The following is a 13,647-nucleotide window of genomic DNA, read 5'->3' on the forward strand; positions in this document are numbered from 1 at the left end:
TCAGTATCCTTCCGGAAGTCCCTTTTGTTCCCGAAATTCCTTTGGGGAGAGGCCGAATTCCTTTTTAAATGCCCGGTAAAAGCTGGTATAATCTGTAAATCCATATTGATGGTAAAGTTCTTTAAATGGAATCCCGGAAAGGATTCCATTTTTGCTTGCACTCAGACGTTTCTTGATAATATACTGGTGAATGGAAATCCCCATATTGTCTTTAAAGACATGAGATATGTGGAATTTGCTGGAGTAAAAAAAGGAAGCCAGGTGATCTAAGGACAAATCCTCATTTAAATGGTTATTGATGTAGTCACAAAGATTTAAATACAACACGTTTTCATAAGCCACTGGAACCTGATGGAGCATATCATAGGTAATTCGGTTTATATGCAACAGAAATGAGTGAACCAAAAGTTCAGCATTTAGTTTATGGAAGGCTTTGTTACCATGAAGCTCCTCTAGAAGATCCAAGAGTCGACCTTGGATGTTTTGAAAGGTGATAGTATCCGTACGGAACCGGTGATTTTTATGTTCAGCCGCATAACGAAAACTGTAAGCATAATCTTCAGACCAAGAGCACATGGTTTCGTAATAATTTCGACTAATCCAAAGAACAAATCGCTGATAGTTTTTATCCGTGGAATGGAAAATGGGGTGATGCTTTACACCAGGAGGGATGAGTAAGTAATCTCCGTATTGAAGGGCGTATTGGTTTCCTTCCACATCATAGGTCACATCTCCATTTAGGAAAAAGTAAAATTCATAATGAGGGTGACTGTGATCCACAATATGATCTAAATTTGCATCTTTATAAAAAAACACTTCAAATTCTCCTGAATTCATATACTGCCGCTCATTAAAGCCGGTGGACAACTCTTTTTTCATGTAATCCCTCCCATTATAATCATTTTTTCTTTTCATTATAGATTACAACCGCAAGTTTTGCAATGTGAACGGCAAATTAATCCATGGTATTCCTTCCGTATTTTGTATATACTAAATTCATACTAATGATCCGAACGAGAAGGAGGTATTTTATGAAATTATCATTTAGATGGTATGGAGACGATGACAAGGTTACATTACAGAACATAAGACAAATTCCAGGAATGTATTCCATTGTTACAGCCGTATATGATGTCCCAGTAGGTGAGGTTTGGAGCAGGGAAACCATTGCTCATTTAAAGAAAGAAACAGAAGAGGCAGGTCTGGCTTTTGAAGTAATTGAAAGCATACCAGTTCATGAAGATATTAAATTAGGAAAACCAAGCAGAGATCAGTACATTGCAAACTACTGCGAAAATATCAGACGAGTAGCAGAAGCAGGGATCAAATGTATCTGCTATAACTTCATGCCTGTTTTTGACTGGACAAGAACTCAGCTTGATCATGTTTTGGAAGACGGTTCGACTACACTTGTTTATTATCAGGATCAGGTGGATAAAGTCAATCCGTTGGAGTCAGATGGTGATTTATCACTTCCTGGCTGGGATTCCAGCTATACAAGAGAAGAACTCAAGCAAGTAGTAGGTGAATATAACTCTATGTCCGAAGAGAATCTTTGGGACAATTTAAAATATTTCCTTGAGAAAATCATCCCAGTGGCAGCAGAATGTGGCGTCAACATGGCAATCCATGAAGATGACCCATGCTGGAGTATCTTTGGCCTACCAAGAATCATTACAGACGAGAAGAACTTAGACCGTTTCTTAAGATTAGTGGATGATTCTCATAATGGCATTACCCTTTGCACCGGTTCTTTGGGGTGCTCCAATCAAAATGACGTAGTTAAGATGGCAGCTAAATATGCGGCTATGGGACGTGTTCATTTTGTACATGCGAGAAATGTAAAAGTTCTTGAAGATAACAAGGGCTTTGAAGAGCGCGCTCATTTATCCAAGTGTGGATCTCTTGATATGTTTGCCATCTTAAAGGCACTTCACGACAATGGATTTGATGGTTATGTGCGCCCAGATCATGGACGTATGATTTGGGGAGAGACTGGTCGTGCTGGATACGGGCTTTATGACCGTGCCCTAGGAGCTACCTATTTAAATGGGTTATGGGAAGCAATTGAAAAAACAAGCAAATGAGAAAAGAGGCAATGACATGGCATTGGCATTTGGAACAGATTTAAGCGGAAAAGTAGCAGTTGTAACAGGAGCAGGCGGTGTCTTATGCGGTATGTTTGCCAGAACACTGGCTCAAGCAGGAGCGAAGGTTGCGGTTCTTGATCTAAATGAGCAGGCGGCTAAAGAAATCGCTGATTCCATTGAAAAGGAAGGCTTTACAGCAAAAGCTTATAAGGCGAACGTACTGGAAAGAAGCAGTCTTGAAGAAGTCCATGCCAGTATCTTAGCGGAATTAGGCCCTTGTGATATCTTAATTAACGGAGCTGGCGGCAACAATGCAAGAGCCAATACAGATAAAGAATACTTTGAAATGGGAGATATCGAGGCTGATGTAAAATCCTTTTTTGATCTGGACCAGTCCGGAGTTGAGTTTGTCTTTAATTTAAACTTTTTAGGAACCTTGCTTCCTTGCCAGATTTTCGCAAAGGATATGATTGGGAGAGAGGGATGCAGCATTTTAAACATCTCTTCCATGAATGCATTCACTCCTTTGACAAAGATTCCGGCCTACAGCGGAGCAAAAGCAGCCATCAGTAACTTTACACAGTGGCTGGCGGTTCATTTCTCCAAGGTAGGAATCCGTGTTAACGCCATAGCACCAGGTTTCTTCGTTACTCAGCAGAATGAGAAGCTGCTATTTCATGAAGATGGCTCTCCTACCCCTAGAACGGAGAAGATTCTTTCTGCTACCCCAATGGGAAGATTTGGAGATGCAATTGAGTTAAACGGAGCACTTTTGTTTTTCTTAAACCAGGAGGCTGCAAGCTTTATTACAGGCGTTGTACTTCCAATCGATGGCGGATTTTCCGCTTATTCCGGGGTATAAATGACTTGAGTTTTGAACTGAGGAGCATTCTGATACTCAATAATTAATTATAATAACTTATAAAAAGATATCTTTTTTTGTCGTCTATGATAAAAAGATATCTTTTTATTATATTTTATGATGTTGGTCAAATATGGGTATTATGTAAAATTGTTGTCAATTTATGGATGCGTTGACAAATTATTACAAAATGTCGTATAATAGTTAAAGCCATGTATAATTTGTAATGGTATATCACCAATGACAAGACAAGGAGCATAAAATTATGAAGGCATCGGGGGAAAAGAAATGGTTTCAAAGAAGTAACAAAGAGGGGAAAGGAGTGAAAAAGAGAAAAGAAGGAAAAGCGGGAGCACCGGGTGTAGCTTTGTTTTCCTTAAAATCACTGAAGATGAAGATGCTTGTATTCATCATCTCAATTATTCTCGCACTGGCTGTTACTAATATGGTTATCAGTATCTCGGTCAGCTACAAAGGCATCACAGATGTTGTAAAGAATGATCTGGGATCAACTGGAAATCTTGTAAATAGTCTGGTTGTGCAAAATCTTGGACAGATGAAGACAAACATTGAAGCCAGTACTCAGGGTGGAAGCTTAAAATCCATTAACTCAAGAGTTGTAACGGAATACCTCACAGGCCAGAGTAAACTTTATGGTTATAAGGATCTGGAAGTAGTTACCCAGCAGGGAGTGGTTACTCGTAGCGCAAGCGGAGAACACGTGGGAGATAATTATTCCGATCGTGATTACATAAAGAAGGCTTTAAACGGAGAGACTGCTGTTTCGACAACAGAATTCGACGATAAAAACGAATTGGTGATCCGTGTTGCAGCTCCTTATGATCTGGGAATCTTAGTTGCAACCTATGATGGCACCGTATTAAGCAATCTAATCAAGGATCTTCGCATTGGTGTCACCGGCAATGCATTCTTGATTGATAATACAGGTACCATGATTGCAAATATTAATCCTGAAATGGTAAATGAGCGTCAGAACTTTATTGAGATGTCAAAAACGGATAAGTCTTATCAGTCCGCAGCACGTATGTATCAGACCATGATTTCTGGAAAATCCGGAATTGGAAAGTATGATTTAAAGGGAGTTTCAAGATTTTGCTATTACAGCCCTGTAACTGGGGCCGATGGTTGGGCTCTTGGGGTTGTTGCTCCGGTTAATGAAACGACTACTTCCATCTATTTGGTAGTTACCGCAATGGCTATTTTGATGGTTGTTTCCGTTGCATTAGGTTGCATTATGGCATTCCGGTTTGCTGCACCAATTGCTGGACCTATTTCAGAGATCGCAAAGCGAATGAAGCTGTTATCAGAGGGTGATTTAAACAGTGAAGTTCCTGTGGTGAACCGTAAAGATGAGATTGGTCTATTAGCACAAGAGGCTTCCAATTACGTTCAGAGCGTAAGAGATACCAATCACACCATTATTAAAGTCTTAGATAAGATTGCGTCTGGAGATTTCCGCCCTTCTGAAATTACAGATTTCAAGGGTGATTATGTATTGATCCAGCAGGCAATCCAGAGAACGGAAAAGATGCTTTCTCAGACGATGGAAACAGTAGAAATTTCCGCAGATGAAGTTGCAAAGAGCAGTGCTCAGGTTTCCCAGGGAGCTCAGAACTTAAGCCAGGGTGCTGTAGAGCAGGCAGCAGCAGTTGAGGAGCTTTCCTCTTCTGTCAACGAGATATCCGTTAGTCTCATGAATACTGCAAGTTCCGTAGTAGGTTTGAATAAGCAGGCTGGACACGTTGGAAAAGCTATGGAAGAAGGCAACGATAAGATGCATGAGATGATGGATTCCATGGATCAGATCAGCAGAAAATCAAAAGAAATTGAAAAGGTCAATAAACTGATTGAGGATATTGCATTCCAGACTAACATTCTTGCTCTCAACGCAGCGGTAGAAGCTGCTCGTGCTGGAGAAGCGGGAAAAGGCTTTGCCGTGGTAGCTGATGAGGTAAGAAACCTTGCTGGAAAGAGTGCCAATGCTGCAAAAGATACTTCCAGTCTTGTTGCAGATACGATTTTAGCAGTAAACAAGGGAACTGGTCTTGCTGCTTCAACCGGACAATCCTTAAATGCAATTCTTTCTGAAACAAAAAGCATGGTTTCAGCCATTGAACAATCTGCTGAGGAACTAAAAGAGCAGAGTGATAAGGTGAAAGAAGTAACAGCAGGTATTGAGCAGATTTCAGCCGTTGTTCAAAGCAACTCAGCCACAGCCGAAGAAAGTGCCGCAGCAAGTGAGGAACTTTCCGGTCAGGCAGAAAACTTAAGCCATCTGATGAGCCGGTTTAAGATTCGATAAAAATATAACAGCAATACCAAAGGAAATTTCTTTTTGGTATTGCTGTTTTTTTATCATTTTATTTGGTTTCATCCTTCTTACCGGTATTAGCATGGGGAAGGTAATGGTAAATATCTTCATATGCTTCCATTTCTTCTTCTGTTCCCGGGGTAGCAGGAATTAGTCCGGTACAATCCATGGAGGAACATGCCTGAATATCAACATCATAATTATTTTTCGCCGTTAAGCTTTGGCGTTTTTCTTTCTTCATTTCTTCTTTTTCTGATTTCATTTTTTTCTCCTTCTGCTGTTAATTTTTAGCTCCTTTTTGTTTAGTGTAAGGAAAAAAAACAGTTATTATTCATGAAGAAATTAAATCCATTATTTGCGTTATAAATTTTCTTTTTTATCGTTATATAACATGCGGGGCGATTAAGTCCAAGAGAGAGTATGGAGTAATGGAGGGATATGAAGATGAAAATTGCCTTTTTGTCAAATGAACAGCAGTTGCCTGAATTGCAGGGGGATAATATAGCCGGCAGCAGAAAACATTTGTTAAAGGTCGATTATTATTCCATGGAAGAGAAGCTTCTTCCGACGTTGGATTGCACCGTATACGATGTAATTGTGATTTATCCAAAAGGGGGAGCGGATTCCTGCGGGGAGATAATCAGTCAGGTTAAAATGAAAGAAAAATATACTGCATTTTTTAACGGTCAAACTTGGGTTTTTGACATTCGGGATATCATTTTTTTTGAGTCCTATTACCGGAAGACAAGTGTGGTGATAGAAAGCGGAAAAATAAGGATACGGGCAAAGTTAGATGAAGAGGAAAAGAGACTTCCTAAGGAACAATTCATCCGTATCAACCGACATAATATAGTAAATATGCAATATGTGAGAACTGTAAAAGGGGAGACCATTGTAATGCAAAATGGTGAGGTTCTATTTATAAATGATGCAAGAAGAAAGAAATTTGAAAAAAGATATCTTGAGTATCTGGAGAATAATTTCATGCTTTTGTAGAATTTTGTCGAAAAAGCGCAACGAAAAGTGCAAAAAGTGCAAAGCGCATTGCGGGATCAAGAAAGAGATGGTATCGTTGTCTCAATCAGAAAAACAACTGATATCAATCCTCTCTCGGCATTTGATTTCTATGAAACATATCTTGTAAATCTTTATCATATCAGGAAAGACAGTGAATTTTGCCGAATTCGCTGTCTTTTTTTTTTGTGAAAATATACCTTTAATTGTAAGAAATGGTAATGAATTTGTTATAAACATTCCGAAAACTTTAGGTAAATATAAGGAATTATTCCTGATTTTAATGGAAGTCTATGATACAATTAATTCAGTAGCAAAGAGATGTGATTAAAAAGGAGGCAGTGAACGGATGAAAATCGGAAATTTATTAAGAAGAATATTGTTTATGTTTGTCACGGTTTGTCTATTAACCGGTTTCACTGTGGCACATAAAGGTTATGAGCTTTACAAAAACGTTTTAAGTGAGAATAATCTGAATGAACGTGTGGAAGCCATGAAGGATAAAGATGAATATACCTATTATAAAGATCTTCCAAATGTCTATATTAATGCGGTTGTATCAGTAGAAGATAAGCGTTTTTTTAAACATGAGGGAATTGATTTGATCGCCATTGGGCGTGCAGTTTTACATGATATTCAGGCAGGGCGTTATGTTGAGGGAGGAAGTACTATAACCCAACAGCTAGCAAAGAATATGTTTTTTAATCAAGATAAAGAAATTACCAGAAAAATCGCAGAGGTACTTATGGCTTTTGAATTGGAGAAACATTATACAAAAGAACAAATATTTGAACTTTATGTCAATGGTATTTATTTTGGCGATGGATATTATAACGTTGGTGAGGCCAGCAAAGGCTATTTTAATAAGCCTCCCAAAGATATGTCAGATTATGAAAGCACACTTCTTGCAGGAGTGCCCAATGCCCCTTCCAAATATGCTCCAACAAAAAACCTTAAACTGGCTCAGATGAGACAGAAAAAGGTAATATCCAGAATGGAGGCCTGCGGATATTTTTCTTCAAAAGAAGCAGAAACGGTTGCCCAACAGATTGTGTTAATCAACTAATTTTGCTTGAAGAATGGTGCAACAGCAGGTATAATAATATTATCTGAGTACAGGTCGTTCTAAGAAGTGTCCTGACCCATAGTATAATTATTACAAAGGAAAAGGGGAAACAGTATGGAGAATAAGGATTTATACAATAAGCTGATGCTTTTGGTATTTGCCCTGATAGTGATACTGCTGTGTGCCGGATCCTACAGCTATTTTAACGGAAGTAAATCAGCTCCGGAGATACATAGTCCGGTAAAAGATGCCAAAGTACTTGTGCTGGAAGAGATAATGGGAAGAGATTTATTATGAAAACGGGATATCGTAACAGGCACTTATAAATGAAAGCAGGTACCAGAAAGGTATGTGGATTCCTTGGGAATGTACATAACTGTTTCTGGTATCTTTTTTATCATATAGGAAAGTTCGTCCTATATGATAAAACCCTCCGGGGATGCGGACTCTTTAATTTAGGGGAAAGGTTGGTGTTTATGGATATTAGAGACATGCTTCATCAGGTAAAGTCTGGTGAGATGGATATGGATACGGCAGAAAAACTATTAAAGGATCTTCCCTATGAAGAACTTGGGTATGCGAAACTTGATCATCACAGAAAGTTGCGTTCTGGATTTGGAGAGACCGTATTTTGCCAGGGAAAACCGGATTCTTATCTGGTTGAAATTTATAAACGGTTATATGAACGGGATGAGGAGGTCTTTGGCACTAGGGCGACAAAAGAACAATATGAGCTGATAAAGCCTGCCATACCACAGATAACCTATGATCCTATTTCCAGAATATTAAAAGCAGAAAAACCTGGCAAAGAAAAAAAAGGCTGGATCTCTGTTTGTACCGGAGGAACTGCAGATATTCCGGTTGCCGAAGAAGCGGCCCAAACCGCAGAATATTTCGGCTGTTATGTGGACCGAATATATGATGTGGGAGTGGCCGGTATCCACAGATTGTTGTCCCAGAGAGAACGTCTTACAAAAGCCAATTGTATCATTGCGGCGGCTGGCATGGAGGGGGCCTTAGGTACTGTGATCGCAGGTTTAGCCGAATGTCCGGTCGTAGCAGTTCCGACTTCAGTCGGGTATGGCGCCAGCTTTCATGGACTATCCGCCTTGCTTACCATGCTTAATTCCTGTGCAAATGGGATCTCAGTTGTAAATATTGACAACGGGTACGGAGCTGGATACATTGCTACACAAATCAATCGGATTGCGGAGAAATAAGATGAAGAAAATACTTTATTTGGAATGTAATTCAGGCATAAGCGGAGATATGACAGTAGGTGCACTTCTTGATTTGGGAGCGGACCGTGAAGTACTTTTAAAGGCATTGGAAAGTCTAAATGTAGATGGGTATCACCTTCATTTTGGACGCACGAAAAAAAATGGGATTGATGCCTTTGATTTTCATGTTCATCTGGAAAACGAAAATGATCATGTTGGCCATGATTATGAAGTAAGTAGTACTCATGAACGTAGCCACAACCACGGCGATGACCACAATCATAACGATGATCACAGCCACGGCGATGACCACAATCATAACGATGATCACAGCCACGGCGATGATCACAGTCACAGTGATAATAATGATCACAGCCATATGCACCGAAATATTCAAGACATCTATGAAATCATTGACCGTCTTGATTCTGGAGACAATGTAAAGAATATGGCAAAGCGAATGTTTGATATCGTGGCAGTGGCGGAGTCAAAGGCACATGCAATTCCGGTTCATGAGGTTCATTTCCATGAAGTGGGAGCCATTGATTCTATCGTAGATATTATCAGTACCGCAGTTTGTATGGATAACCTGGGTTTGACGGAAGTTGTCGTCTCACCTCTGGCAGAAGGATTTGGAACCGTGCGCTGCCAGCATGGTGTTATTCCGGTCCCAGTTCCAGCGACGGTAAACATTGCTTCCCAGTATGGGTTAAAACTTCGTTTTACAGATAATAATGGAGAGATGGTAACACCAACGGGTGCGGCCATTGCAGCGGGACTACGTTCTAGAGCAGATTTGCCTGATTCCTTCCAAGTTCTTAAAATAGGTATGGGGGCTGGAAAAAAAGACTTTAAGCAGGCGAATATACTTAGGGCAATGATTCTTTTAGAAGAGAAGCCAGAAGAAAAGATGTGGGTGTTGGAGGCTAATATTGATGATTGCAGTGGTGAGATGTTAGGGTTTGCCATGGAATCTTTGCTGGAAGCAGGAGCATCAGATGTATGGAATACACCTATCTATATGAAAAAAAGCCGACCTGCCTATATGATTTCAGTTCTCTGTAAAGATTATATGATAAAGGTTATGGAAGATCTTTTGTTTCTTCAAACCACAACCATTGGAGTTAGAAGACATTCCGTGGAAAGAACCATCCTTGATCGGGAAAACAAAGTTGTGGAAACAGAATGGGGAGATGTAGAAGTAAAGGTATGTGCCTGGAAAGACAGGAGCTTTTGCTATCCGGAGTATGAAAGTGTAAGAAGAATCTGTAAACAAACTGGCATGGATTTTCAAACCGTTTATGATAGAGTCCGGCAGATATCTAATAGGTCTTAAAGCGAAGCACATAAATGATAAATAACTACCATACGGCGGATCCATGGCTGAGATTATGGATCCGCCGTATTACTTTGTCAATTTTTGGTTAAAAAATGAGTTAAAAACGATTAAAAATAAAAATTATGTGTTTTTTAACTATAATTTTGGAGCATCTGGTCGATAACTATATAAATGATTTATTTTTCGGTGTGAGTTTTAAAAATTTAATATAAATTAGGAAGGATAGGGTCATTGTCTTTATCTGTGTAGCTGTTGTCAGATTTTTTACTTTACTCCATTTCTACCAGCAGTTTATTCGTTTGTGTCGTGTGGTTTGAATAGAACCTGAATAGAAATAAACCGACACAGGTAATTCGAGTCCCATTCTTTTGCTTCTTGAAAACAGTATGGTCGTAGGTGATGGTATTAACGAATAACAGGTATTGTGTTATTATCTGAAAATATTTTTTAGGAACATCGGAGGATTGGATTTTGAAGTATAATTGGAATGTTATGATAGACGGGAAGGAACATGAAATTGTATTTACTCCCGGGCTAATAAAAGGAAAGCGATTGGTAGACGGTGTCGTTACATTAGTTCAGAATACCAACTGGTTTATCCGATTGTTTGATGATGCCTTTGAGGTAGATGGAAAGATGTTACATCTGACGGCAATTGGAAACAAGATTGATCTTGCGGTCGACGGAGTATACGTAAATTCCAAAAAGCCTTATACCCCCATAAAGACTGTACCAAACTGGATTAATATACTATCGGGAATTCTTCTTTTGACTGGAATGGTATTTGGCGGCTTGATTGGTTTGTTCATAGGTGCCGTTTTCGGTATCTGTATGATTGTTTATTCCGTTTCGCCGAAAACTGTTAATCCAAAGCCGCTATGCATAGGGTTGGCATCAGTTGCAATTGTTCTGCAAGTACTGTTCTTCTTTATGTCTTTGAATCTCTCTTCATAAGATTTTTTGCTGGTAAGTTCCGAAAGAGAAGGATCCTTGTGGAAGATCATATGAAAGAGAGTAAGCAATCCTGAAAGAAGAGCATGGAACCCGTGTGAATCTTTCGGGATTTTTTAAATGGGATTCCTGAAAATTCAACATCCCAGTGATAAATTGCTATAAATAAAAACATAAATTGAGCAAAATATATAAAAAAATCTAAAAAAAACACAGTAATATATAGTAAAATACATATTTTGAGTTAAAAGAACAAATTAATGGAATAATATTGACGAACCACTGTTTTGAATATAACATTATTGTAGATGTAATGTACAATGGCATCCATATCCTAATTTGGGACTTGGAACTTAGAGAGGAAAACTATGCGTTTGAATTATCAAATGGGGGTTATTCTTGAAGCCTCAAAAAATAGTGATACACCCATTGGTGTACACGAGGTAATGCAATATTTGAATATATCAAAAAGCGCAGCATATCTTCTTATACAAAATTGCCAAATCTGGTTGAACGAGAATCAATTGGGTGAGGATTCATTACAACAGCGGAGAGAACTTTACATAGGGAAAGGAGATTTAAAAGAAAAGTTAAAAACGCAGCTATCAAAATCAAATTATGAGGAATTTGATTACTCTCCCAGAGAAAGAAGAATATATATCATTGTATTGCTCATTCGAAAAAAGAATGTTTCCACTCATGAAATCATGGAGCGGTTCCGCATTAGCAGAAACACATGTATTTTGGATCTTGCTGGAGTCAATCGTATGCTGGAAAAATTCCACCTTATTTATACGACTGGAAATCATGGCTATTCCCTAAACGGGGAAGAGTATAATATTTACCAGCTTTGCTTATGGGTGGCCTCGAAGATTTTTTCGGAACTATTTCCTAAGAACTACGAGATGGCTATGTCTTTGTTTGAATTTTCACAAAAGGATATCGAGAGCATTGGACTCATGGTGATTAAGGCATCAAAGAAGTTTTCTTTTTCTCTCAATCGTGAGGCTCTTTACATATTTTGTGCTTCTAGTACTTTGATTAGTAGAAGGATTCATCTGGGACATTTGATTTTTCAGGAGGACATTCCCAATTATCATCTCATGTTTGCCTATAACTGTCGGATACGCAGCATTCTTTATAAATCAGGCGTAGTTGATGCAATATTGAAGAAACCCTCAGATGCTACAGTGGGCAAGCCTGTTTTTGACGCGGTCAAAAATGCACTTACAGAGTGTCTGTCGAGGATGCTGGTTTGTGTCTGTTGTGAGACAGGGGATGATATTACTTCCATACACATCAAGGAAGAAACACTACTGTTTTATGCGGACCAGATCATGCAAAAGTTTGAGGCACTGGTTGGAATGTTTTTTGAGAATAAGAATGAATTGCTAAAAAGTGTGGCCCTCAGCTTAAAATGCATTACTCTAAGGAAAAAACATGGATTCTGGGTTTGTAATGGATTGAGCCTGGAAGTAAAAAAACATTACATTCATATCATCGGACTTACGCAAAAAGCTATGGAAGAAATTGAAGAGCTGAAAGAATCAATGACAGAAGAAGATTGTATACTTCTCAGTATTAATTTTTTGGGAGGATTATATAAGGTAAAACATGTCGCAGTTCAAACTCCTCGCATTTTGGTGGTGTATGCGGGAAATTCTGACTCTGGTGTCCTGTTACAGGGACAGATTCAGAATCTTATGCCAGGGGCGAGAGTACTAACTGCATCCTTGTTTCAGGATTTGACCAGGTTTTTAGAGTATATGGATATGGTCGTATCCACAATACCAATCGAATTGCATGGGATTCCAGTCATAGTGGTGAACACGTTTTTGACCGAATATGACAAAGATCGGATTAAGAAGCTGACAAAGCATAAGTTTCCCGAAGATGAGCAATTGTTACGTTTTCTTACGGACATTACAGCTATTTCAAAGGAAGCCGTCTGTTTGGAAGACAGTAAACATCTAAGAGTCAGGATAGAGGAATATTTTAAGTCAAACAAGGTCAGAATCAAATATGGGACACAAGAATGCCATATGTTAAAGGCATTGCTTACAGAAGGCAGAATAAAGATCCTGGATTCGGTAAAGGATTGGAAAGAAGCAATTTATCTGGCGGCAAAGCCCTTGGAGGAAGATGGAAGTATTGAACCGGCTTATACGAAAGCCATGATACTTTCTGTAGAAAGCATGGGTCCTTTCATTGTGATGTTCCCTGGAGTTGCCATTCCCCATGCCAGACCGGAAGCTGGTGTCCGATGGATGTCCATGTCATTGCTGAAGGTAAGAGAAAAGGTTTATTTTACGGAAGAAAAATATGCTAATCTGTTTTTTATACTGGCAAGTACAGATGGAAACAGCCATCTGGATGCACTAAGAGAGTTGTCTGCTCTATTTTCTGATGAGGCAGCTTATAATAAATTTATGAAGGCAGATACAGTAGAAGAGCTACACCAGCTGATTATATAGCAGGCCAGTCAGGACGTTAGGATAAAATGGGCTATATCTTGATATTGGCCTCAATTAATAAAATACTTATTATGAAGGGTAAAGATGATGCTTAAGGAACTATGTAAAATAAGTCTGGAAGAACAGATCAAAGAAATTGATACAAAGATCACAGATTTACAAGATAGGAAAAGGCAGCTAGTGGTAGCGAAAGAGCGAGAAGAGCTTCGGAGATTTGTAGAAGCTGCAGAGAAGAATGGGTTAACCCCAGAAGAGCTTGCTATGCAGCTTTTGGAAAGACGGGCTTAGAAACACTTTAT

Annotated in this window: 13 protein-coding genes; 11 read left to right on the forward strand and 2 right to left on the reverse strand. The window is 39.0% G+C overall.

The window, feature by feature from the left end; genetic code table 11:
• Entirely contained in the window at nucleotides 1-879 is an 879-nt protein-coding gene (locus tag BET01_RS06410; protein WP_120195969.1) for an AraC family transcriptional regulator, read from the reverse strand.
• Between the two features lie 152 nt (nucleotides 880-1,031).
• Here BET01_RS06410 and uxuA point away from each other — a divergent pair, with 152 nt between their 5' ends.
• From uxuA to BET01_RS06425, 3 genes are all read left to right on the forward strand, one after another.
• Entirely contained in the window at nucleotides 1,032-2,087 is a 1,056-nt protein-coding gene (uxuA, locus tag BET01_RS06415; protein ID WP_120195970.1) for a mannonate dehydratase, read from the forward strand.
• Nucleotides 2,088-2,103: 16 nt separating this feature from the next.
• Entirely contained in the window at nucleotides 2,104-2,952 is an 849-nt protein-coding gene (locus BET01_RS06420; RefSeq protein ID WP_120195995.1) for an SDR family oxidoreductase, read from the forward strand.
• Nucleotides 2,953-3,217: 265 nt separating this feature from the next.
• Complete coding sequence (locus tag BET01_RS06425) at nucleotides 3,218-5,275, forward strand: methyl-accepting chemotaxis protein (RefSeq protein ID WP_120195971.1); 2,058 nt, start codon at nucleotides 3,218-3,220, stop codon at nucleotides 5,273-5,275.
• A gap of 58 nt (nucleotides 5,276-5,333) precedes the next feature.
• On the opposite strand, the gene BET01_RS06430 is transcribed toward BET01_RS06425, so the two are convergent.
• Nucleotides 5,334-5,525, reverse strand: coding sequence for a hypothetical protein (locus BET01_RS06430; RefSeq protein ID WP_120195996.1), 192 nt, complete (start codon nucleotides 5,523-5,525; stop codon nucleotides 5,334-5,336).
• A gap of 197 nt (nucleotides 5,526-5,722) precedes the next feature.
• On the opposite strand from BET01_RS06430, the gene BET01_RS06435 reads away from it, so the two are divergent.
• From BET01_RS06435 to BET01_RS06470, 8 genes are all read left to right on the forward strand, one after another.
• Nucleotides 5,723-6,280: a LytR/AlgR family response regulator transcription factor gene (locus BET01_RS06435; protein ID WP_120195972.1), complete on the forward strand. Its 558-nt coding sequence runs from the start codon at nucleotides 5,723-5,725 to the stop codon at nucleotides 6,278-6,280.
• Nucleotides 6,281-6,647: 367 nt separating this feature from the next.
• The gene (locus BET01_RS06440) at nucleotides 6,648-7,364 is read left to right on the forward strand and encodes a biosynthetic peptidoglycan transglycosylase (protein ID WP_120195973.1); all 717 of its coding nucleotides are present in this window, start codon (nucleotides 6,648-6,650) and stop codon (nucleotides 7,362-7,364) included.
• A 114-nt stretch (nucleotides 7,365-7,478) separates the two neighbouring features.
• Nucleotides 7,479-7,661 (forward strand): hypothetical protein, encoded by a 183-nt coding sequence (locus tag BET01_RS06445; RefSeq protein WP_120195974.1) that lies wholly within the window; start codon nucleotides 7,479-7,481, stop codon nucleotides 7,659-7,661.
• Between the two features lie 179 nt (nucleotides 7,662-7,840).
• Nucleotides 7,841-8,584, forward strand: coding sequence for a nickel pincer cofactor biosynthesis protein LarB (gene larB / locus BET01_RS06450; protein ID WP_120195997.1), 744 nt, complete (start codon nucleotides 7,841-7,843; stop codon nucleotides 8,582-8,584).
• Between the two features lies 1 nt (nucleotide 8,585).
• Entirely contained in the window at nucleotides 8,586-9,920 is a 1,335-nt protein-coding gene (gene larC, locus BET01_RS06455) for a nickel pincer cofactor biosynthesis protein LarC (RefSeq protein WP_120195975.1), read from the forward strand.
• Nucleotides 9,921-10,394: 474 nt separating this feature from the next.
• Nucleotides 10,395-10,877, forward strand: a complete 483-nt coding sequence (locus BET01_RS06460) for a hypothetical protein (RefSeq protein ID WP_120195976.1) — start codon at nucleotides 10,395-10,397, stop codon at nucleotides 10,875-10,877.
• Nucleotides 10,878-11,242: 365 nt separating this feature from the next.
• Nucleotides 11,243-13,348 (forward strand): BglG family transcription antiterminator, encoded by a 2,106-nt coding sequence (locus tag BET01_RS06465; protein ID WP_120195977.1) that lies wholly within the window; start codon nucleotides 11,243-11,245, stop codon nucleotides 13,346-13,348.
• An 84-nt stretch (nucleotides 13,349-13,432) separates the two neighbouring features.
• The gene (locus tag BET01_RS06470) at nucleotides 13,433-13,636 is read left to right on the forward strand and encodes a hypothetical protein (RefSeq protein ID WP_120195978.1); all 204 of its coding nucleotides are present in this window, start codon (nucleotides 13,433-13,435) and stop codon (nucleotides 13,634-13,636) included.
• Nucleotides 13,637-13,647 lie beyond the last annotated feature (11 nt).

It is taken from the genome of Lacrimispora algidixylanolytica, assembly GCF_003609635.1.
Lineage (GTDB): Bacteria > Bacillota > Clostridia > Lachnospirales > Lachnospiraceae > Lacrimispora > Lacrimispora algidixylanolytica.